Origin of the sequence: Bradyrhizobium sp. BRP20, assembly GCF_020194215.1 — a bacterium.
GTDB lineage: Bacteria > Pseudomonadota > Alphaproteobacteria > Rhizobiales > Xanthobacteraceae > Bradyrhizobium > Bradyrhizobium yuanmingense.
On the sequence record NZ_JADYVY010000021.1, the window covers coordinates 17,300 to 37,657 of the forward strand.

Annotated in this window: 18 protein-coding genes; 7 read left to right on the plus strand and 11 right to left on the minus strand. The window is 65.4% G+C overall.

Annotation, left to right across the window (positions count from 1 at the left end):
• Nucleotides 1–18 precede the first annotated feature (18 nt).
• From I6F33_RS32585 to ggt, 4 genes are all read right to left on the minus strand, one after another.
• On the minus strand, nucleotides 19–2,310 hold the full coding sequence (locus I6F33_RS32585; RefSeq protein ID WP_225145242.1) for a xanthine dehydrogenase family protein molybdopterin-binding subunit: 2,292 nt from the start codon (nucleotides 2,308–2,310) through the stop codon (nucleotides 19–21).
• A 2-nt stretch (nucleotides 2,311–2,312) separates the two neighbouring features.
• The gene (locus tag I6F33_RS32590; RefSeq protein ID WP_225145243.1) at nucleotides 2,313–3,317 is read right to left on the minus strand and encodes a xanthine dehydrogenase family protein subunit M; all 1,005 of its coding nucleotides are present in this window, start codon (nucleotides 3,315–3,317) and stop codon (nucleotides 2,313–2,315) included.
• Between the two features lie 4 nt (nucleotides 3,318–3,321).
• Nucleotides 3,322–3,936, minus strand: a complete 615-nt coding sequence (locus tag I6F33_RS32595) for a (2Fe-2S)-binding protein (RefSeq protein ID WP_225145244.1) — start codon at nucleotides 3,934–3,936, stop codon at nucleotides 3,322–3,324.
• Nucleotides 3,937–4,104: 168 nt separating this feature from the next.
• A complete protein-coding gene (gene ggt, locus I6F33_RS32600) occupies nucleotides 4,105–5,691 on the minus strand; it encodes a gamma-glutamyltransferase (protein ID WP_225145245.1) in 1,587 nt (528 codons plus the stop codon).
• 196 nt (nucleotides 5,692–5,887) lie between these two features.
• On the opposite strand from ggt, the gene I6F33_RS32605 reads away from it, so the two are divergent.
• On the plus strand, nucleotides 5,888–6,655 hold the full coding sequence (locus tag I6F33_RS32605) for a rhodanese-related sulfurtransferase (protein WP_225145246.1): 768 nt from the start codon (nucleotides 5,888–5,890) through the stop codon (nucleotides 6,653–6,655).
• Complete coding sequence (locus I6F33_RS32610) at nucleotides 6,645–6,863, plus strand: SlyX family protein (RefSeq protein WP_036013906.1); 219 nt, start codon at nucleotides 6,645–6,647, stop codon at nucleotides 6,861–6,863. Before I6F33_RS32605 ends, I6F33_RS32610 begins: the two co-directional genes overlap by 11 nt.
• Nucleotides 6,864–6,869: 6 nt before the next feature.
• On the opposite strand, the gene I6F33_RS32615 is transcribed toward I6F33_RS32610, so the two are convergent.
• Entirely contained in the window at nucleotides 6,870–8,771 is a 1,902-nt protein-coding gene (locus I6F33_RS32615; RefSeq protein ID WP_225145247.1) for a diguanylate cyclase, read from the minus strand.
• 174 nt (nucleotides 8,772–8,945) lie between these two features.
• Nucleotides 8,946–9,161 (minus strand): hypothetical protein, encoded by a 216-nt coding sequence (locus I6F33_RS32620; RefSeq protein WP_036013926.1) that lies wholly within the window; start codon nucleotides 9,159–9,161, stop codon nucleotides 8,946–8,948.
• Between the two features lie 106 nt (nucleotides 9,162–9,267).
• Here I6F33_RS32620 and hemE point away from each other — a divergent pair, with 106 nt between their 5' ends.
• Complete coding sequence (hemE, locus tag I6F33_RS32625; protein WP_225145248.1) at nucleotides 9,268–10,302, plus strand: uroporphyrinogen decarboxylase; 1,035 nt, start codon at nucleotides 9,268–9,270, stop codon at nucleotides 10,300–10,302.
• A 242-nt stretch (nucleotides 10,303–10,544) separates the two neighbouring features.
• On the opposite strand, the gene hemC is transcribed toward hemE, so the two are convergent.
• From hemC to I6F33_RS32640, 3 genes are read right to left on the minus strand one after another with little or no spacing between them, the layout of a single operon-like run.
• A complete protein-coding gene (gene hemC / locus I6F33_RS32630; RefSeq protein WP_225145249.1) occupies nucleotides 10,545–11,525 on the minus strand; it encodes a hydroxymethylbilane synthase in 981 nt (326 codons plus the stop codon).
• Between the two features lie 25 nt (nucleotides 11,526–11,550).
• Nucleotides 11,551–13,176 carry a GMC family oxidoreductase gene (locus tag I6F33_RS32635; RefSeq protein WP_225145250.1) on the minus strand — a complete coding sequence of 542 codons (1,626 nt, stop codon included), beginning with the start codon at nucleotides 13,174–13,176 and terminating at the stop codon, nucleotides 11,551–11,553.
• A gap of 53 nt (nucleotides 13,177–13,229) precedes the next feature.
• Nucleotides 13,230–13,820: a TetR/AcrR family transcriptional regulator gene (locus I6F33_RS32640; RefSeq protein ID WP_225145251.1), complete on the minus strand. Its 591-nt coding sequence runs from the start codon at nucleotides 13,818–13,820 to the stop codon at nucleotides 13,230–13,232.
• A gap of 101 nt (nucleotides 13,821–13,921) precedes the next feature.
• Between I6F33_RS32640 and I6F33_RS32645 the strand changes: the two genes are divergently transcribed.
• The gene (locus I6F33_RS32645) at nucleotides 13,922–14,287 is read left to right on the plus strand and encodes a nuclear transport factor 2 family protein (protein WP_036013913.1); all 366 of its coding nucleotides are present in this window, start codon (nucleotides 13,922–13,924) and stop codon (nucleotides 14,285–14,287) included.
• Nucleotides 14,288–14,294: 7 nt separating this feature from the next.
• Here I6F33_RS32645 and I6F33_RS32650 read toward each other — a convergent pair whose 3' ends face one another.
• Complete coding sequence (locus tag I6F33_RS32650) at nucleotides 14,295–15,305, minus strand: hypothetical protein (RefSeq protein WP_225145252.1); 1,011 nt, start codon at nucleotides 15,303–15,305, stop codon at nucleotides 14,295–14,297.
• A gap of 148 nt (nucleotides 15,306–15,453) precedes the next feature.
• Here I6F33_RS32650 and I6F33_RS32655 point away from each other — a divergent pair, with 148 nt between their 5' ends.
• The 3 genes from I6F33_RS32655 to I6F33_RS32665 all read left to right on the plus strand — a co-directional run bounded on the left by I6F33_RS32655 (nucleotide 15,454) and on the right by I6F33_RS32665 (nucleotide 19,134).
• Nucleotides 15,454–16,068 (plus strand): TetR/AcrR family transcriptional regulator, encoded by a 615-nt coding sequence (locus I6F33_RS32655; RefSeq protein ID WP_225145253.1) that lies wholly within the window; start codon nucleotides 15,454–15,456, stop codon nucleotides 16,066–16,068.
• Nucleotides 16,069–16,140: 72 nt separating this feature from the next.
• Complete coding sequence (locus tag I6F33_RS32660) at nucleotides 16,141–17,001, plus strand: DMT family transporter (RefSeq protein WP_225145254.1); 861 nt, start codon at nucleotides 16,141–16,143, stop codon at nucleotides 16,999–17,001.
• Between the two features lie 171 nt (nucleotides 17,002–17,172).
• A complete protein-coding gene (locus I6F33_RS32665) occupies nucleotides 17,173–19,134 on the plus strand; it encodes a bifunctional diguanylate cyclase/phosphodiesterase (RefSeq protein WP_225145255.1) in 1,962 nt (653 codons plus the stop codon).
• Between the two features lie 232 nt (nucleotides 19,135–19,366).
• Here I6F33_RS32665 and I6F33_RS32670 read toward each other — a convergent pair whose 3' ends face one another.
• Nucleotides 19,367–20,347, minus strand: coding sequence for a PDR/VanB family oxidoreductase (locus I6F33_RS32670; protein ID WP_225145256.1), 981 nt, complete (start codon nucleotides 20,345–20,347; stop codon nucleotides 19,367–19,369).
• Nucleotides 20,348–20,358 lie beyond the last annotated feature (11 nt).

Sequence of the window (20,358 nt, forward strand, 5' to 3'; positions counted from 1 at the left end):
TCGCCGTTTCCACCCCCTTTAGAGCTCGATATCTTCGAGCCGGACCGGCAGCTTGCGGATACGCTGTCCCGTGGCATGGTAGATCGCATTGCAGATCGCAGCATTGGTGCCGACATTGCCAAGCTCGCCGAGGCCTTTCACGCCGACGGGGTTGATGCGATCATCCTCCTCGGAGAGCAGAATGACCTCGACACCGGGCACATCGGCATTCACGGGCACGAGGTAATCGGCAAGATTGTCGTTGACGTAGCGCGCATTGCGCTCGTCGATCTCGGTGGCCTCGAGCAGCGCCGAGGACATGCCCCAGATCAGGCCACCCATGAGCTGACTGCGCGCGGTGCGCGGATTCATGATCCTGCCTCCCGCGAACGCGCCGACCAGACGGGGGCAGCGAATCTCGTGCGTGAAGCGGTTGATGCGGACCTCGACAAACTCGGCGCCGAACGCATAGGCGATCTGGTCCTTCATTTGATGGCCGCCGACCAGCCGGACCTGCCCGCTGTGCATGGCCCTGAAGGAGTCCAGCGGCGCGCCCTCCGGCTTCCACTCGCCATATTCTTCGACCACGCCGACGCCGAGCGCATCGAACGCCTTCTCGATGTCGAGCGAGCGATCGCCCTTGGCGGCCTGGGTCGAGGGAGCCGGGCTGATGCCGACGGTCTCCTTGGCCTTGTCGGCAAGGCTGTCGCTGGGCATCAGCGCCTTGAACAGGCGCTGTCGGATCTGGTCGCACACCATCATCACGGCCGAGCAGGTGCTGGCAGTGGAATTGGAGCCGCCGGCAACCGGCGCGGGCGGCAGGTCGCTATCGCCCATGAAGACCGCCACCTTCTCAAGGGGCACGCCGAGCCGCTCGGCAGCCGTCTGGGCGATGACGGTGTAGGCGCCGGTCCCGATCTCATGGCCGGCGATCTCGACGCGCGTGCGGCCGTCGCGCTGCAGGCGCACGCGCGCGGCGGACGGTCCCGCCAGCGTCGGATAGCACGTGGCGGCGCAGCCGTAGCCGATCAACCAGTCGCCATCCGACATCGATTTCGGCTGTGGCGAGCGCTGCGACCAGCCGAACGCCTTGGCGGCTTCGTCGAAGCACGCCATGAGCGATCGCGACGTGTAGGGCTTGCCATCGATGGGATCCCTGGCGGCGTCGTTGATGCGGCGAAGCTCGACTGGATCCATGTTCAGGTTCACAGCGAGCTCGTCCAGCGCGCTCTCCAGCGCGAACAGGTACGGCACCTCGGGGGGCGAGCGCATGAAGCCCGGCGTGTTGCGATCGGCACGCACGATCGAGACCAGACTATCCACGTTCGGGCAGGCATAGAGGCGGGTCGTGGTCTTGGTGCCGCCGACGCAATAGGCGTCGGGGCGCGAGGAGACTTCGGCCCCCTCATGCCTCAAGGCGACCAGCCTGCCGTCGCGGCTCGCACCAAGTTTGATCTCGTGACGGGTCTCGGCGCGATGAGTGGTAATGGTGAAGCCCTGGTCGCGGGTCGGGACCAGCTTAATCGGACGGTTCAGGCGCCTGGCCATGGCGGCGATGATGGCGGTGCGCGGCGTCATCGAACCTCGCGAGCCGAATCCGCCGCCGACATAGGGATTGACCACGCGCACCTTGTCGGCGTCGATGCCGAGCTGCTCGGCCACGCCGTGCTTCAGGCCATGGACATACTGGCTGCCCTCGTAGATGACGAGATTGTCGCCCATCCAGGTGCAGCTGGTCGTGAACAGCTCCAGCGGATTGTGATGCTGCGTCGGCGTCTCGTAGGAGGCGGTCAGCTTGACCTCGGCCGCGTCGAACGCCTTGGCGAAATCCCCGACCTTCGGGTCTTCCTTGAACTGCGAGTTTTGTCCTTTCGCGGCGGCCGTCGTCGTCCCCGGCGAATCGAAAGTCGCGGTGGGCGCAGCAGCGCTATAGCTGACCTTGACGCGGTTGGCCGCTTCGCGCGCGGCCTCGTAACTCTCCGCCACCACCACGGCGATGATCTGGCCGTCATGGGCGATCTCGGCCGATTTCAACGGCTGGATCGTGGTGCCGGCATAGCCGCCATTGCTGTACAGTTTCGACTCCTTCAGCTTCGGGGCGTTCTCGTGCGTGACGATGTCGATCACGCCCCGGACGCGCTTGGCATCGTCGAGGTCGAAGCGGTCGATCCGGCCCTTGGCGATGGCGCTGGTGACCAGGAATGCGTAGGCCGGATTGTCCAGCGGCATGTCCGAGGCATAGGTCGCCCGCCCCGTCACCTTGGCGGCCGCATCATAGCGAGGCACGGGCTGCCCCATATTCGTCCTCGGCCCGGGAGCTGCAGCGGTCATGGTCAGATCTCCATCGTTACGGCCTGCTGGAGCGCGCGTGCCACGACACGCTTGCCGAGCGCGATCTTGAAGCTGTTGTGCCGGCGCCCGCGGGCGTCTGCGAAAGCTGCATCGGCGACGCGCTGTGCCAGAGCTTCGTCGAACCTCTGTCCCTTCAACAGCGCCTCGGCCTCACGCGCCCGCCACGGTACGGTGGCGACGCCACCGAGCGCGACGCGCGCGTCGCGGATCGTGCCGTCTTGGACGTTGAGCGCGATCGCGGCTGACGACAGCGCGAATTCGTAGGATTGCCGGTCGCGGGCCTTCAGATACACGGAGCGTGGCCAGCGGCCGGAGATCGAGAACGCCGAGATCAGCTCGCCGGGCTGAAGCGCAGTCTCGATGTCGGGCGTGCTGCCTGGTGCCCTGTGAAGCTGCGCGAACGGCATGCTGCGCGTACCGGCCTTGCCGGTGATCTCGACCATGGCATCGAGCGCGATCAGCGCCTGCGCGAAATCGCCAGGATACGTCGCGATGCACTGATCGGAGGTCCCGAGCACCGCATGAATGCGATTGACGCCGTCCATTGCGGCACAGCCGGAGCCTGGATTGCGCTTGTTGCAGTTCTCATAGGAGACATCGCGGAAGTAGTTGCAGCGCGTCCGCTGCATCACGTTGCCGCCGAGCGTTGCCATGTTGCGCAGCTGGGCGCTCGCGGCGAGCTTCAGCGAATCCGCGATCACGGGATAGCTGCGCTGGATCTCGGCGTGCGCGGCGACGTCGGACATCTTGGCGAGCGCGCCGAGGCGCAAGCCGTCGCCGCCTGGCGCGATCGCCGACCAGGCGGGGGCCAGCGGATTGATGTCGACGATCGCGGTGGGTCTCATCACGTCGAGCTTCATCAGATCGATCAGGGTGGTGCCGCCGGCAAGCGGCTGCGCCGCCGCCTTCGTCAGCGGATTGTTTGCAGCTGCGGCGACGCCGAGCGCCTGCACGGGGTATGCCCTTTGATACGAAAACGGTCGCATGCGCCTAGCCTTTCATGATCTCGGGCGCGGCCTGCTTCACGGCAGCGACGATATTGGGATAGGCGGCACAGCGGCAGATGTTGCCGCTCATGTATTCGCGGATGTCGGCCTCGCTGCCGGCATGGCCCTCCTTCACGCACGCGATCGCCGACATGATCTGACCGGGCGTGCAATAGCCGCACTGGAACGCATCGTTGTCGATGAAGGCCTGCTGCATCGGATGCAGGCGGTCGTCGGTGGCGAGGCCCTCGATGGTCGTGATCTCCTGCCCTTCGGCGGCGAGGGCCAGCGTCAGGCACGACACCACGCGGCGATCGTCGATCAGCACCGTGCAGGCGCCGCACTGGCCGTGGTCGCAGCCCTTCTTGCTGCCGGTGAGCTTGAGATGTTCGCTTAAGGCATCGAGCACCGTGGTGCGCGCATCGATGCTCAGGCGCTTGTCCTTGCCGTTGACGCGCAGCGTGACCTCGACGGGAAGCGACGGATCCTGCGCGGCCGGCGCCCGGGCATCCTCCGACGCCGCGCGCGCCGTGATCGGGATCAGCGCGCTGCCCGCCGCGCCGGTCATGAAGGCGCGCCGGTCGAATCCGGATGGTCTGGAACCTGGTTTGTCGGGCATGGCAGGCCTCCGCCGCTGATCTGCAAAGCAGCGCACGCCTGCACCGCTCATCGCCCCCTTAACCTGGAGCAATGGGCGCAGTTCCGGATGAGAGAAGGGCGGCGCAGCAAATGCCGCGCCGCCCTTCGTCAACTTTTCCTGATCTCGCGTGGGGAACTGCGCCGGCGATCAATAACCCAGCGCGCAGCCGTCCTTGCGCGGATCGGAGCCGCCGGTGAGCGTGCCCTTGTCCCAATCGATCCAGATCGCCTGGGCGCCGCCGAGCGGGCCGACCACGCTGGTGGTCTTGTGGCCGAGCTTCTTCAGGCCCTCGACGACGGCCGCCGGCACGCTGTCCTCGAGCTGATACTGTCCCTCGTAGTGCAGGCCGCGCGGCATGTCGATCGCTTCCTGCACGTCGCAGCCGTAGTCGAGGATGTTGGTCAGGAGATGAGTCTGGCCCGTCGGCTGGTACTGGCCGCCCATGACCGCGAACGACATCGTGGAACGGCCGCCCTTGGTGAGCAGGCCCGGCATGATCGTGTGCAGCGGGCGCTTGCCGCCTTCGATGCAATTGGGATGGCCCGGCTGGATTCGGAAGCCGCCGGCGCGATTCTGGAACAGGACACCGGTCTTGTTCGAGACAATCGCCGAGCCGAAGGAATGCGCAACCGAGTTGATGAACGAGCAGACGTTGCGGTCCTTGTCCACGACCGTGATGTAGATGGTCGAGGGATTCATCGGCGGCGCGACGTTCGGCAGGTCGAGCATGCCGTCCAGGCGGATCTTGCTGATGTACTCGTCGGCAAAGCCCTTCTCGAGCATCTCGGCGACGTTGATCTTCATGTGCTCGGGAGAGGCGACATGCATCTCGCGGTTCATGTAGGCGATGCGCGCCGCTTCCGCTTCGAGATGGAAGCGCTCGACGCTCACGGGCGCGTACTTGGTCAGATCGAACCGCGACAGGATGTTGAGCATCAACAGCGCGGTGACGCCCGGGCCGTTCGGCGGGCACTGCCAGACGTCATAGCCCTTGTACATGGTGCCGATCGGCGTGGTCACTTCGGTCATGTGCGCGGCGAAATCGTCGAGCGTGTGCAGGCCCCCGATGCCCCTGAGGGTCTCGACCATGTCCTCCGCGATCTCGCCCTTGTAGAACGCGTCGCGGCCGTCCCTGGCGATCGCGCGCAGCGTCTTGCCGAGCTCGGCCTGGCGAATGACGTCGCCGGCGACCGGCGGCTGGCCGCCCGGCAACAAATAGCGCACGGTGTTGGTACCGTTCTTCAGCTTCTCGAACTGGTTCTTCCAATCGAAGGCAATGCGGGGCGCGACGACGTAGCCCTCCTCGGCCGCCTTGATCGCGGGCTGGAGCAGCCGGTCGAAGCCGAACTTGCCGTGATCGCGCAGCACGGTCGCGAAGGCATCGATCACGCCAGGGATCGAGACCGCATGCGCCGAGGTGAGCGGCACGGAATTGATCTTGCGTTCGAGATACCAGTCGGCATTCGCCGCCTTTGGCGCGCGGCCGGAGCCGTTATAGGCGACGATCTTGCCCTCGCCCCGCGGCTGGATCAGCGCAAAGCAATCACCGCCGATGCCGGTCGATTGCGGCTCGATCACGCCGAGCAGGGCCGAGCCGGCAACCGCCGCGTCCACCGCGGTGCCGCCCTCGCGCAGCACCTCGATCGCGGCGAGCGAGGCCTGCGGATGCGAGGTCGCCACCATCGCGTTGGTGGCGTGGACCGTGGACCTGCCGGGGAAATGGAAGTTTCTCATCGAATGTCTTGCTCTCTTGGCCGTCGGCGCGGTTGGCGCGCCATCTCGAAAACCGCGTCTACATGGCACATTCCCGCCCCGCGGGGCAATGCTGGCATACCAGGAAAATGGCTGCTATCCGCTGGGCGTATGGACCTTTTGCAGGCTCTTGCGATGCGGGTTTTCCGGGCGCGGGCCGCCTGCTAAACGAGCGGCCATGACGTCCAGCAATACGCCTTACAAGGTCTGCGCCTTCTATCAATTCGTCGCCCTCCCGGATTACCGCGAGCTGCGCGAGCCGCTGCGCGCCTGCTGCGCCGGCCTTGGGCTGAAGGGCAGCGTGTTGCTGGCGCAGGAGGGCATCAACGGCACGGTCGCCGGCGCACCGGAGGCGATCGACGCCTTCGCTCACGAGCTCGCACGCGGCGACATGTTCTGCGGCAGGCTCGACAATCTCGAATTGAAATTCTCCGCTGCGGAGGCGATGCCGTTCGGACGGCTGAAGGTGCGGCTGAAGAAGGAAATCGTCACCCTGGGCGATGCGGCCGCCGATCCGACGCGTCAGGTCGGCACCTATGTCGATCCGCACGAATGGAACGCGCTGATCGCAGCACCCGATACCCTCGTGCTCGACACCCGCAACGCCTTCGAGGTCGCGATGGGCACGTTCGAGGGCGCGCTCGATCCCGGCATCAAGAGCTTCGGCCAGTTCAAGGACTTTGCCGCCGAGCAGCTCGATCCGGCACGGCACCGCAGGATCGCGATGTTCTGCACCGGCGGCATCCGCTGCGAGAAGGCGGGCGCGCATCTGCTCGCGCGCGGCTTTGGCGAGGTCTATCACCTCAAGGGCGGCATCCTGAGATATCTGGAAGAGGTGCCGGAGGCGGAGAGCCGCTGGCGCGGCGAATGCTTCGTGTTCGACGAGCGCATGGCGCTCGGCCACGGCTTGCGCGAGCGAAACAAGGACGTAACGCGTGACGAATGAGATCAAGACGCTGAGCGAGCGCATCGACACGCTGGAGACGCGCCTCGCCTATCAGGACGATACGATCGAGACGTTGAACCAGACCATCACCGCGCAATGGAAGCAGATCGACAGGCTGACGCGGCAGATCACCGAGCTCAATGCTCGGCTGCAGGACGCCGAGGCAAATGCGCCAGGGCCTGTCAACGAGCCTCCGCCGCACTATTGAACGGTGTTACTGGCCGGACGCCTTGGGCAGCAGATCCATGACCTGGCCGGACATTGCCAGGCGGTTGCGGCCTGCGGCCTTGGCGGCATAGAGCGCCCGGTCGGCAGCTTCGACCAGCGCAGCGACCCCCGCGGTTCGTTCGAACGCCGGCCGGCAGGCTGCGCCGCCAAGCGAAGCGGTGACGCATCCAGCCGCCTCATTGCTGCCATGCGCGAGGCCGGCCTCGTGAATGGCGTTGCGGATCCGTTCGCCGATCCGGGCGCAGCCGGCGGCATCGATGTTCGGCAGCAGCATGGCGAATTCCTCACCGCCGTAACGCGCCGCCAGATCGCCGGCGCGCTGCGCTTCGGCCGCGATGATCTTGGCGATCAGGCGCAGGCAGGCATCGCCCGCGGGATGGCCATATTCGTCGTTGTAGGCCTTGAAGTGGTCGACATCGATCATCAGCAAAGCAAGGCTTGAGCGGTCGCGATAGGCACGCGCCCATTCCTCCTTCAGGCGCTCGTCGAAGCGGCGGCGATTGGCAAGGCCGGTGAGGCTGTCCTCGATTGCCAGCGTCTCGAGCCTGGTTTCCAGCCTCTTGTGCTCGGTGATGTCGCGGGAGATCGCGACCACGCCATCGACCTGGCCATTGTCCTTGCGCGTCACCCGCATGGTCGATTCGAGCCAGATCTCGCCGTTCTGCCGATGCGAGTTGCGGTAGGTGAGACGCGCCTCCTCCTTCTCACCGCGCTTCATCGCGTCGACGATCGCCTGGACTTCCGGCAGGTCCTCCGGATTGATACCCGCGAGGGCCGGCGAACCGACCAGTTGATTGGGACGCCAGCCGACGATGCGGACCGACGAGGGCGAGACATAACGCAGTCGCTCATCGAGGCCGATCCGCGTCACCATGTCGCTGGAGCCTTCGGCGAGCAGGCGGAAATGCGCCTCCGTCTCGGTCAGCGCGACAGCCATGCGCTGGCCGCGCTGCAACTGCCGCACCAGCACGCCGCCGATGACTGCGATCAGCATCACCAGCGCGAACACGTAGAGCATGCGGGAGATCGCCGCCGCGCGCCACGGCGCGAGCAGCTCGTCCTTGTCGACGGTGGCGAGCAGGAGGAGCGGGAACCGACCGCTGCGATTGAAGAAGCTGACGCGTTCGACACCGTCCAGCGACGAGGTGAAATGATGGGCGCCGCTCGGCCGTTGCAGGCTCGGCTCGCGGAACAACGGCTTGTCGGCGACGCTGCGCCCGACGAATGTCTCGTTGCTGGGATTGCGCGCGACGATCAGTCCGTCGCCATGCGCCAGTGACACGGAGCTGTTGCGGCCGATCTCGAACTGCTTGTAGAAGTGCGACAGATAGTTCGAGCTGATGGTCGCGAGCACCACTCCGCCGAAGCTGCCGTCCTGCTTGCTGAAGCGGCGTGACAGGGTGACGACCCATTCGCCGTCCAGCAGGCTCTTCACGGGACGGCCGACATGGGCCTCGCGCTTCGGCGAGAGCTGGTGATGTCGGAAGAAGGCATCGTCGCTGAAGGTCGTGCCGATCGTACCGGGTGAGGTCAGCCAGTTGCCCTGATCGTCGATGATGGCGAGGCTGTGAATGCGCGCGATCGCCTTCTTGCGCACATCCAGCAAGGTGCGCAGCTTCGCGATCGTGACCGGTGCGGTGCCGTCCATCTCCAACCGGCTGACCACGCCGACGACACCGGAATCCAGGAGATCGAGGCTGTCTTCGGCATGCTGGGTCAGCGAACGGGCCACGTTCGCCATCTCCATCTCGGCGGCCTTGAGCACCGCATCGCGTGCCGTCCATTCACGCCAACCGCTGACGCCGAGGATCGTCGCGCAGGTCAGCGCCACGAAGGCCGCCGCGCGCAGCGGCAGGCGGCTCCATCCGGCTCGTTGGGTAGCGCTCATGTGGCAGGGTTCTCCGATCGTTCGGAAACCTCTGCCGCTTCTGTTATTTAATTCTGAAATCGCTACCGGACTACGCGGCGGTTTCCGCCCTTTCCAGTAGTCTTACGGACGCGGCGATCGGTGCATCGCTAACAAGATATTAGCGAGCCGATCGGAATCCGGCGCCCGCCGCCGCTAGCTGAAGATGGCCTTGACCTTGGCCCAGAGCGAAGGATGCTCGGCATCGGCGTCGGCCTTCGAGGGCGTCGGCTGCGCCACGCTCACGGGATCGGACGCTGGGAACGTGTCCCTCAGCCCGTCGTCGAGCTTGGACTGCCGATCGGCAGCGAGCGCCTCGCGCAGGTCCTCGGCGTGCTTGTCGTGCGGCGCGGGATTGAATGTCTCAGCCATGATCTCCTCCATTGGCTGGTCAACGCGGCCCGATCATCCAGGTTCCCCTGTTCCGCTGCGGGCCGCGGCGGTGTATCAGGAAGCACAACCTGCTTCAGGACCATTCGTGCCCCAGTCTTCGACGAAACCCTTCATCGACGTCCTCTCCGGCCAGCGCCAGACCGTCCCGCCCATGTGGATGATGCGCCAGGCCGGGCGCTACCTGCCGGAATATCGCGAGGTGCGCGCCAAGGCGGGCGGCTTCCTCGATCTCTGTTTCAACCCGGAGCTTGCCGCCGAGGTGACGCTGCAGCCGATCCGGAGGTTCGGTTTCGATGCGGCGATCATCTTTTCCGACATCCTGGTGATCCCCTATGCGCTCGGACGTTCGGTGCGGTTCGAGGTCGGCGAGGGCCCGCGGCTCGAGCCGCTGGACGATCCGGCCAAGGTGGCGACGCTGGCGCCGCACGCAGATTTCGGCAAGCTCGAGCCGGTGTTCGACGCGTTGAAGATCGTGCGCGGCGCGCTCGATCCCAGGACCGCGCTGATCGGCTTCTGCGGCGCACCGTGGACGGTGGCGACCTACATGGTCGCAGGCCACGGCACGCCGGACCAGGCGCCGGCCCGGATGATGGCGTACCGGCATCCGGAAGCTTTTTCGCAGATCATCGACGTCCTGGTCGAGAACTCTATTCAGTATCTGCTGGCACAGCTCGACGCCGGGGCCGACGCGTTGCAGATCTTCGACACCTGGGCCGGCGTGCTGCCGCCCACCGAGTTCGCGCGCTGGTCGGTCGAGCCGACACGGCGCATCGTGGAGGGCGTAAGGGCCAAAGTGCCGGACGCGAAGATCATCGGCTTCCCGCGCGGTGCGGGCGCGCAACTGCCCGGCTATGTCGAAGCGACCGGCGTCAATGCCGTCAGCATCGACTGGACCGCGGAGCCCGCCTTCATCCGCGAGCGGGTGCAGAGCAAGGTCGCGGTGCAGGGCAACCTCGATCCACTGGTGCTGATCACGGGCGGCGCCGCGCTCGATGGCGCGGTCGACAACGTGCTGGCCAATTTTGCTGCCGGGCGGCTGATCTTCAACCTCGGCCACGGCATCCAGCCGGAGACGCCGATCGCCCATGTCGAGCAGATGATCCGGCGCGTGCGGGGGTGAGGGCCGTCTATCCACGTCGTCATGGCCGGGCTTGTCCCGGCCATGCACGCCTTGCCATGCGACGCGAAGAACGTGGATGCCCGGGGCAAGCCCGGGGATGACGAGCCGTTGTGATCGGGTCTTGCAAAAAGTGCAAAAAACAACCCCATGCACAGTAGGCAAGTCGTTGAAAATATTAGGCGGGCATGACTCGCCCGTGCAGGTGCAAAATGACGTCATCAGAGATCGTGATTTCGGCATGCTTACCGCGGCCGGCTGCGCTCGATGATCTCCGCCGCACCCTTCGTCAGCAGGTCCAATCCCACCGCGCGGCCGAGCTCGCGCGGACGGTTGGCCGGCCCCGTATGCGAGGCTTCGATGATGGTGTTGCCGGAGAGATCGAGCACCGAGGCGGTGAGCGACATCCGATCGCCCGTGATGGTCGAGAAGCCCGCCACCGGTGAATTGCAGTGGCCGTTGAGCACCCACAGCACCTCGCGCTCGGCGTCGGCGGAGGCGTGCGCAGCGGCGTCGTCGATCGACGACAGGATCTGTCGCGTCTGCCAATCCTGCGCGGCGCATTCGACCGCGACGATGCCCTGCCCTGCCGCGGGCAACATCTCCACTGCTGTGAATTCGTAGGCGATGCGATGGGACAGGCCGACGCGATCGAGGCCCGAGCGCGCCATGATCAGCGCATCCGCAGGCCCCACAGCGCCGCCATCCGGCAGGCGCTGTTTCTCGCCATTGTCGAGCTTGCGCACACGCGAGTCGGCGGCGCCGCGGAAGTGAATCACCTCGACATCAGGGAACAGCCGCCGCGCATAGGCTGCACGGCGCACCGCGTTGGTGCCGATCTTGAAACCCTTGCCGCGGGACTGCCGCAGCGCCTCCAGCGTCACACCCTCGCGCAGCACCAGCGCATCACTGGGCGGATCGCGCGACAGCGTGGCACCGATGACGAGGCCGGGCGTGTCCTCGTTACCAGGCATGTCCTTTAACGAATGCATCGCCGCCTGGAGCTCACCCGACAGCACCGCGGCGCGGATCTGCGCCACGAAGGCGCCGCCTTTGCCGCCATGCGGCAGCAGCTTGCTGGTCTGGTCGAGATCGCCCGTGGTATCGAACTTGACGATCTCGACGTCGAGACCGGGCACGGCGGCGGTCAGGCGGCGCGCAATCTCTTCCGTCTGTGCCAGCGCCATGGCGCTCTTGCGTGTGCCGATCTTCAGTCGCGTAGCCAAGTCCGGATCCTTTCAAAGCGCGAAACTAACGCGCATCCTCCAATATCATGTCGGAGGCCTTTTCGGCGATCATGATGATCGGCGCATTGGTGTTCCCTGACACCAGATCGGGCATGATCGAGCCGTCGACGACGCGAAGGCCGTCGAGCCCCCTCACCTTCAGCCGCTGATCGACCACCGCGAGCGCGTCATTGCCCATACGACAGGTCGAGGTTGGATGATAGATGGTGCTGCCGCGTTCGCGGCAATAATCCAGGATCTCGGCATCCGAAGATACTTTCGCGCCGGGGTCGTACTCGCTGACCACGAACGGTTTCAGCGCCGGAGCGTTCAGGATCTTGCGCAAGATCTTGATGCCCTCGACGTTGGTGGTGCGATCGGTCTCGGTCGACATGTAGTTGATGCGGATTTCCGGCGGCACGGCCGGGTCGGCACTCTTGATGCGGAGGGAACCGCGACTTTCAGGACGGAGCTGGCAAACCGAAGCGGTGAAGCCGGAGAAATCGTGCAGCTTCTCGCCCATCTTGTCGGTCGAGAACGGCAGGAAATGAACCTGGATGTCGGGCGAGGCGAGGCGCGGACTGGTCTTGAAGAAGGCGCCCGCCGTGCCCGCTGCGATCGTCAGCCATCCCTTGCGAAACAGCGCATAGCGTGCGCCGGCCATCGTGCGGCGAAGCGGATGATTGATGGTGTCGTTGAGCGTGATCTTCTGCGAGCAGCGCATGACGATGCGGACCTGCATGTGATCCTGCAGATCATGCCCCACGCCGGCAGCATCGAGCACCACCTCGATGCCATGCTTGCGCAGGAGATCGCCGGGCCCGACGCCGGAGAGCTGAAGCAGCTGCGGCGAGTTGTAGGCGCCGCTCGACACGACGACTTCCCGCCGCGCGCGGGCGCGGCGCAAGGTGGCGCCTTGCCGGTATTCGACGCCTGCGGCTCGGCGCCCTTCGAACAGGATGCGCTGAGCGTGGGCGGAGGTCTCGATCTTCAGATTGCTGCGCGCCTTCGCGGGACCGAGATAGGCCACCGACGTCGAGGCGCGCCGGCCGTTGCGCGTCGTGGTCTGAAACAGGCCGACGCCTTCTTGGGTCGCGCCGTTGAAATCAGGATTGTAGGGCAGACCGCTCTCGACGGCAGCGTCGATGAAGGCCTTCGACAGCGGATCGGTCACGATCATGTTGGACACCGGCAGCGGCCCGCCCGTGCCGTGATACTGGTCGGCGCCGCGCGACTGGTTCTCGGCCTTCTTGAAATAGGGCAGCACGTCGTCATAGCCCCAGCCGGCGTTGCCGAGCTGGCGCCAGCGGTCGTAGTCCTCGTGCTGGCCGCGGACATAGAGCAGGCCGTTGATCGAGCTCGATCCGCCCAGCGTCTTGCCGCGCGGCTGGAACACCTGGCGACCCTTCAGCTCCGGCTCCGGCTCGGTCTGGTACATCCAGTTGACGCTCTTCTCCTTGAACAGCTTGCCGTAGCCGAGCGGGACGTGGATCCAGATGTTGGAATCCTTCGGGCCGGCCTCGAGCAGCAGCACGCTGTGCTTGCCGTTCGCCGAGAGCCTGTTGGCGAGCACGCAGCCGGCGGAGCCGGCGCCGACGATGATGTAGTCGAATTCGGGATCGGTGGGTGCGAGAGAGGAAGTTGCGTTCATGCGCTACTGTTCTTCTTGTTGGCGTGGGCGTTTCCGGTTCGTCACTACCACAATCATGCGGGCAGACGCAGCGCTTCCACCAGCGACTTGAACGCACGGGCATATTCCGCGCCCGCCCTTGCGATGTCAGCGCGACCAGCGCAGGCGACTGCGGCTTCCGTCACCGCGCCGAGCAGGAGGCGCGCCAGCGGCTCGACCGGCTGACGCGCGATCAGGCCGACCTCCATCGCGGCGGAGAGCGCGCGCGGCATCTTGCCGCCAAAGTGCTGCGCGTCGATCTCGCGCCAGCGCTCCCAGCCGAGCACGGCGGGGCCGTCACGCAGAATGATCTGGCCGGTCGGCCCCTTCGCGGTCGCGGCAAAGTAATGCTGGGTGCCGGCGACCATGGCGGCGAGCACGTCCTTCTCGGCGCGTGCCGTGCGGTCGATCTCGGCAACGAGGTCGCGCGACACCTGGTCGAACACAGCCTCAAACACCGCCTCCTTGGTCTTGAAGTGATGATAGACCGCGCCCTTGGCGACCGAAGCGCCTTCGGCAATGTCGTCCATAGTGGTCGCGGCAAAGCCTTGCGTCCCGAACAGGCGCCGCGCCGCCGTCAGGATCGCCTTCGATGTCGCCGCCCGCCGCTCCGCCTGTTTGGCCATAAGCTCTCGTCTAGTCGAATTCGCGAGAGCCGGCCAGTTGACTTTTCGACTATCGGTCGGTAATTACCGACTATCAGTCGGTGTTAAGCTGTGAGGTCGCCATGCCGAGCCGTGAGATCGTCGAAGCCTTTGCGAAGCGGCTGGAGGATGGCGACTTCGTCGGCGCGATCCTCGACTACTACACCGCTGATACCGCGACCTATGAGAACCTCGCCGCGCCGGTGGTCGGGCGCGACAAGCTCGCGGATAAGGAGCGCGGCGTGCTGGCGGCGTTCAAGGAGGTCACTGCCGTGCGCCTCGGCCCGAGCCTGATCGATGGCGACGTCGTCGCCAGCCGCTGGAAGTTCTCCTTCACCGACGCCGAGGGCGCGACGCGGACACTGGAGGAGATCGCGTGGCAGACCTGGCGAGGCAATGAGATCATCGAGGAGCGCTTCTTCTACGATCCGAAGCAGCTCGGACGCTGAGCGGGACCTATCGGTACAGCACGACCACGGCGAGACCGACGAGAGGCGCAAGAAACTGAACGGCCTGCCACCGCGAGCCATCGATCGACCAGCGTCCGTAGAAGACGGTGCCGCCGCGTTGGGGCGGCGATGCCGGTTGATCCCGAAATGTTTTCCACCGCGCCTCGGCAGGCCTGAGAAAATCTTCCGGCTTGACCGCCATGTCGGCGCTGCTCAGCACCACCTGCATCCTTTCGCCTTTCGGCTGGAACATGGCCTCGGCCCCGGGTGGCGCGAGGAAGCCCAGCTTCGGGGCGATATGCTGCTCATAGAAGTTTTGACCGACCGTGACGGCCGCAGCGTATGGACTGACATACGGCACCCCCGAGATGCCGGGAACGACCAGATGGCCCACCCCGCGCACCTCCTGCCAGGGAATGAAGAGACCCTTGAGCCATGGCCTGTGAAAGTGGATGCCCGCGGAAGACATGGAGACGACCGCCCGATCCGCGTAGAAGTGCCGGTAAGCTGAAAACGCGATCCATCCGAAACCCAGATAGAGCAACATCCAGCCGAAAACGTTCAGCGATGGGTTCACGAGATGAGTCCAATAGTGACTGCGCATCGTGCCGACATAGCTGGAGCCGCCGGTCGACCCGCTGACCATCAGGCTGATCCCACCGATGAGGGCAGAGACGATGATCAGGACCAGGAGGCCGATAAATAATTCGAGAAGCAATGGCAGGCCGGACCGCCCGATCAGGCTCGTCAGTGCATAGCCTGCGAACGCCAGAGCCAGCAGAGCCAGATAGACGAGGGCCAAAACGGCTCCATTCTGGCCACGGCTCTCGGCGTGAACCGCGATCGCAAGGCCGGCGACGCAAGCCCACAGGGCCCAGGGGACCCGGTCCATCCGCCATTTGTCCATCGTGTATTCGACCGTTGCCGACACATCGGCTGAAGGCTCGCTCATGGACAGGCCCTCGGAATTTCGAACGCATCCGGTGCCGACGCGGCGCACGGTGACCTGCCGGTCCACGAAACGTATCACGCGATCGAGGAGGCGTCTCGATCCGCTGACGAGAAGAAAACATCAGCGCAGATTCCGGTGTTGAGGTCCGGATAGGAGGCTGATGATCCCGGAGCTTGGGCTTGTCATTTAATGACTGATCGGTCTATATATCGGCATGAGGCAAAATACTGCAACGCCGATGCCCCGTGGCCGGCCGCGAAGTTTCGACGTGGACGCCGCCGTCGAACGCGCGATGGATGTGTTCTGGTCGCGCGGCTATCACGCCACGGCGCTGCCCGATCTCCTGCGCGCGACCAGGCTGTCGCGGGGCAGCCTCTACGCCGCTTTCGGCGACAAGCATTCGCTGTTCTTGCGGGCGCTCGATCGTTACATCGCGGATGCCTTGGCGCGGATGGATGGCGAATTCGACCCCCGAAACGATCCGGTCGAGGGTCTGCAGGCTTACCTCGCCGGTTACGTCGAGCGCACCAGCGGGAGCAACGGTCGGCGTGGATGTCTCCTGGTGGCCACGGCCATGGAATTGGCTGGCGGGGATGCCGACGTCGGTCGACGCGTTGCGGGCTTCTTCAAGGCGATGGAGGCCAAAGTGACCGATGCACTGTCCCGCGCGAAAGCGGCGGGCAGGTTGGCCGATGGTGTTGAGCCCGCAACGGCCGCCCGGGTTCTCGTCTGTTTCGTTGAAGGGCTGCGCGTGGTCGGCAAGACGGCACCGGCACGGACCACATCGCAAGCGGCCGTCGACGCTCTCATCGGTCGTTTCCTCAGGTAAGCAACCCCGTGACGCCTCCGCTGATGGTGCGCCCATATTTGGACTGATCGGTCTTTAAAAAGGACATCCGCCATGTCTGCCATCCAGATCGTCTGCGCGATCGCCGTTCCCCTGATCTGGGGTTATCAGTTCGTGGCCATCAAAGTGGGCGTTGCGGAGTTTCCACCGCTCTTCTTCCTCGCACTGCGCTTTCTGGCCATTGCGCTGCTGCTTGTTCCGTTCGTGGACAGGCCCACGCGTCAACAGTTCGGCCCTGTCGCAGCCATTTCGCTCTTCCTTGGTGGACTGAATTTCGGGCTGTTCTACGTTGGCCTTGGGCTCGGCTCGGGAAGCATGTCGGCCGTCGCATACCAACTCGCCACGCCCTTCACCGTCCTGCTCGCATGGCTGCTGCTCGCGGAGAGACCGTCACTCGCCACCTGCGCCGGAGTGATGCTTGCTTTCGTCGGCGTGACGGTGTTGGCAGCGGAGCCTGACCAGTCCGCCAACCCGCTTCCGCTGCTGCTTGTAGTCGGAGCGGCTTTCGCCTTCGCGGTGTCCAACGTCTTGACGAAGCGTTATGGCCCCTTCGATCCCTTGATGTTGATGGGGTGGTCCTCGCTGCTCACGGTACCGCAGGTCATGTTGATGTCGCTGCTCCTTGAACATGGACAAGCGGCGAGCCTTGTGACGGCGGGCGAACTTGGCTGGCTGGCGCTCGCCTACACGATCTTCGCCGGGGGAATTGTCGGGTTTGGCCTCTGGTTCTGGCTGATCGCCCGTTGCTCGATGGTGCGCGTCGCGCCCTTCGGTCTGCTACTTCCGGTGTTTGCCTTGCTTTCGAGCGTACTGTTTCTCGGCGACCGGCTTACGCCCAAGCTGATCGTCGGCGGACTGCTCGCGATCTCCGGGGTCGCCATCGCCCAGCTGAGACCGCGCCCCCGCCCCGTTTGATGTCCGGCCTGTCGGGCATTTGTATCGATTTGTTATCGATACTGCGTGAAGAGCACGCAGTAGTGGTCGCGGCCGGCGCGGCAAGCGGGGATAATTCATAGTTCGTCAAAGGTTTACGGCGAATTCTCCGGATCGAGCCGAAAAGAACGGCCCGTGCTGCTAGGCTATTGAATGCGGACTCAAACGACCAGCTATGTCGCACGGCTGTTCGCCGGCGATCTGTCGGCCTTCGGCGGCCCCGCAACGGACGAGGCCGTGGCCGGGCATATCCGCGCCGAGCAGATGTCGCTGGTGCTCGGCTATTCGGTCGGCATCATGCTGGCCAATGCCTGCAACGCCATCGTGCTCGCCATCGCGCTGTGGCAGTCGCCGGACAGGATGCCCGCCCTGATCTGGGCGGCGGCTGTCGCCGCCGCCGCGATCGGATTTGGCCTGCAATCCCACGTCGCGCGCCGCATCACCAAGCCGCAATTCGTCTCGCGTCGCGCGATGTACCGGCTGGTGCGCAACGCCTTCATCCTCGGCGCCGCCTGGGGCATCGTCCCGGTCGCCTTCTTCGCCGACGCTTCCAGCGGCGGCCAGCTCGTCATTACCTGCCTGTGCGCGGGCATGCTGGCCGGCGGCGCGCTCGCCTTCGCCACCATTCCGATCGCGGCGATCGCCTTCACGGCGCCGATCTTCCTCGGCATCGCCATCTGCCTCGGCCAGAACGGCGATCTCGCCTTTCTCCTCATCGCCTTTCTCGTCGTGGTCTACGGCAGCGTCCTTTTGCGCGGCGTGTTCGTCAATTCGTTCTCGTTCGCCCGGCGCATGATGCGGCAGATCGAGGCCGAGCGCACGGTGCGGCTCGATCCCCTGACCCACCTGCCCAACCGCGTCGCCTTCAACGAAACGCTCGATGCCGCGCTCAAGCGGCTGGCGCTATCGGGCGAGGAATTCGCGGTGCTCCTGCTCGATCTCGACCGCTTCAAGGAGGTCAACGACCAGTTCGGCCATCCCGCCGGCGACGAATTCCTGGTCCAGGTCGCCAGCCGCCTGCAACGCTGCACGCGCGCCGCCGAGCACGTCGCGCGGATCGGCGGCGACGAGTTCGCGCTGGTGATGGCCAATCTGACACGGCCCGAGGATGCGCTCGAGATCGCCGAACGCTTCGTCGCGGCCTTCAGCGAGCCGTTCCAGATCGAAGGCCGGCAGATCGTCGGCGCGACGAGCGTCGGCATCGTGCTGGCGCCACGCGACGGCAACACGCCGCTCGACCTCATGAAGAATGCCGATGCCGCGCTCTACCGCGCCAAGAAGGCGGGGCCGGGCACGGTCTGCTTCTTCGAACAGGCCGACGACAGATCGTCCCGCGAGTGCAAGGCGCTGCAAGCGGACCTCGCAGGCGCGATTGCGCGCAACGAGCTGTTCCTGGTGTTCCAGCCGTTCCTCGATCTCGGCACCAACCGGATCACCGGCTTCGAGGCGCTATTGCGCTGGCAGCATCCTTCGCGCGGGCTGGTTCCGCCGAGTGAATTCATACCAGTCGCCGAAGAGACCGGGCTGATCCACGAGATCGGCGAATGGGTCATCCGCCGCGCCTGCGCGACGCTGGCGGACTGGCCCGAAGACATCAGGGTTGCCGTGAATTTCTCGGCCGCGCAGTTTCACAACACGGCCATCCTCCAGACCATCGTGCAGGCGCTCGCCGACGCCAGGATCGCCCCGCATCGGCTCGAGATCGAGATCACGGAATCGATGCTGCTGGCGAAATACGGTTCGGCCGCGACGGTCCTGAACGCGCTGCTGGAGCTCGGCGTCACCCTCGCGCTCGACGATTTCGGCACCGGCTTCTCCTCGCTGACTTACCTGCGCAAGCTGCCGTTCAGCCGCATTAAGATCGACCAGTCCTTCATCCGCGACATGCTGGTGCAGCCGGACTGCGCGGCCATCGTGAAATCGGTGATCTCGCTTGCGCGCGATTTGCGGATCGGCGTCGTGGCGGAGGGGGTCGAGTCCGCCGACCAGCTCGAATATCTCAGGCAGATCAGTTGCGACGAGGTGCAGGGCTATCTCATCAGCCGGCCGGTGGCCGCGGACGGGGTGATGGCGCTGCTGGAGACGAAGAAGTACCGGGCGATTTACGCGGCGTAGGGCTCTACCGATTGGTCCTTCGTAGCCCGGATGGAGCGGAGCGCAATCCGGGACGAGTGTGCGCCGGAGCAACACCGCCCCGGATTTCGCTCCGCTCCATCCGGGCTACAGGGATTCCCCCAGAGGAGAGAACCCTCACCCGCGCCTTCGGCGCGACCTCTCCCGCAAGCGGGAGAGGTGGAGCCCGCGGCGCCGTCTACTTGCTCCTAGGAGAGTCCCGCTCCGGCCTCCTTCAAACCGCATCCGCGCGCAGCAGCGTATCCACGGTGATCGTGCCGCGCGCGCGGGAGACGCAGGCGCAGATCTTCTGGTTGCTCTGTTTCTGATGGTCGCTGAAGAAGACGTCGCGATGGTCGATCTCACCGTCGACATCGACCACGTCGATGGCGCAGAGGCCGCATTCGCCGCGCTTGCAATCGGATATCACCTCAAAGCCGCTGGCATTGAGCACGTCGAGCATCGAGCGCTCGCGCGGGATCTCGAGCTCGACACCGGAGTCCTTGAGGCGCACCGTGAACGTTTCGGTGGGCAGCGTGCCGCTGGAGCCGAACGTCTCGTAGCGGAGATCGGGGAGCGGATGGCCGGCGCCGATCCAGGCATGGCGTGCGGCGTCGAGCATGCGCATCGGGCCGCAGAACAGCGCTAGCGTGCCTTGCGGCAATGAGGCGAACAGCGCGTCCATATCGAGCCGGCTGCCTTCCTCGCTGGCATGAACGACGAGGCGATCGCCAAGCATCGCGGCGAGATCGTCGAGATAGGCGGCCTCGCGGCGCGAGCGTACGGCATAATGCAGCGTGACATCCGCCCCGCGCCGCGCCAGCGCCTGCGCGGCGCCGAGGATCGGGGTGATGCCGATGCCGCCGGCAATCAGGCAATAATTCTCGCGAGTCCAGTCCACCGCGAGCAGCGAGGCGGGCTGGGTGATGTCGAGCCGCGCGCCCGGCTGCAAGGACCACATGTAGCGGGAGCCGCCACGGGAATCCTCCGCGCGGCGCACAGCAATTCGGAGGCCGTGCGACGAGGCCTCGCCAACCAGCGAATAGGACCGCGTCTCCGGCAGGCCGTCGATGGTGACGCTGACATTGATGTGGCTGCCGACCGGATAGGCCGCGGCCTCGAACTGATCCGGCTTGATCAGGAATTCGCGGACGTTCGGGGTGAGATCGCGGGTGGCGACGAGCGTTGCTGGGGTCCAGGTCTCGATGAAGCGCATGGTGACTGCCC

Excerpts from the sequence above, each read along its gene's own strand:
- I6F33_RS32585 (WP_225145242.1), bottom strand. The coding sequence starts at position 2,310 with ATGACCGCTGCAGCTCCCGGGCCGAGGACGAATATGGGGCAGCCCGTG.
- I6F33_RS32590 (WP_225145243.1), bottom strand. The coding sequence starts at position 3,317 with ATGCGACCGTTTTCGTATCAAAGGGCATACCCCGTGCAGGCGCTCGGC.
- I6F33_RS32595 (WP_225145244.1), bottom strand. The coding sequence starts at position 3,936 with ATGCCCGACAAACCAGGTTCCAGACCATCCGGATTCGACCGGCGCGCC.
- ggt (WP_225145245.1), bottom strand. The coding sequence starts at position 5,691 with ATGAGAAACTTCCATTTCCCCGGCAGGTCCACGGTCCACGCCACCAAC.
- I6F33_RS32605 (WP_225145246.1), top strand. The coding sequence starts at position 5,888 with ATGACGTCCAGCAATACGCCTTACAAGGTCTGCGCCTTCTATCAATTC.
- I6F33_RS32615 (WP_225145247.1), bottom strand. The coding sequence starts at position 8,771 with ATGAGCGCTACCCAACGAGCCGGATGGAGCCGCCTGCCGCTGCGCGCG.
- I6F33_RS32620 (WP_036013926.1), bottom strand. The coding sequence starts at position 9,161 with ATGGCTGAGACATTCAATCCCGCGCCGCACGACAAGCACGCCGAGGAC.
- I6F33_RS32635 (WP_225145250.1), bottom strand. The coding sequence starts at position 13,176 with ATGAACGCAACTTCCTCTCTCGCACCCACCGATCCCGAATTCGACTAC.
- I6F33_RS32640 (WP_225145251.1), bottom strand. The coding sequence starts at position 13,820 with ATGGCCAAACAGGCGGAGCGGCGGGCGGCGACATCGAAGGCGATCCTG.
- I6F33_RS32645 (WP_036013913.1), top strand. The coding sequence starts at position 13,922 with ATGCCGAGCCGTGAGATCGTCGAAGCCTTTGCGAAGCGGCTGGAGGAT.
- I6F33_RS32655 (WP_225145253.1), top strand. The coding sequence starts at position 15,454 with ATGAGGCAAAATACTGCAACGCCGATGCCCCGTGGCCGGCCGCGAAGT.
- I6F33_RS32660 (WP_225145254.1), top strand. The coding sequence starts at position 16,141 with ATGTCTGCCATCCAGATCGTCTGCGCGATCGCCGTTCCCCTGATCTGG.
- I6F33_RS32665 (WP_225145255.1), top strand. The coding sequence starts at position 17,173 with ATGCGGACTCAAACGACCAGCTATGTCGCACGGCTGTTCGCCGGCGAT.
- I6F33_RS32670 (WP_225145256.1), bottom strand. The coding sequence starts at position 20,347 with ATGCGCTTCATCGAGACCTGGACCCCAGCAACGCTCGTCGCCACCCGC.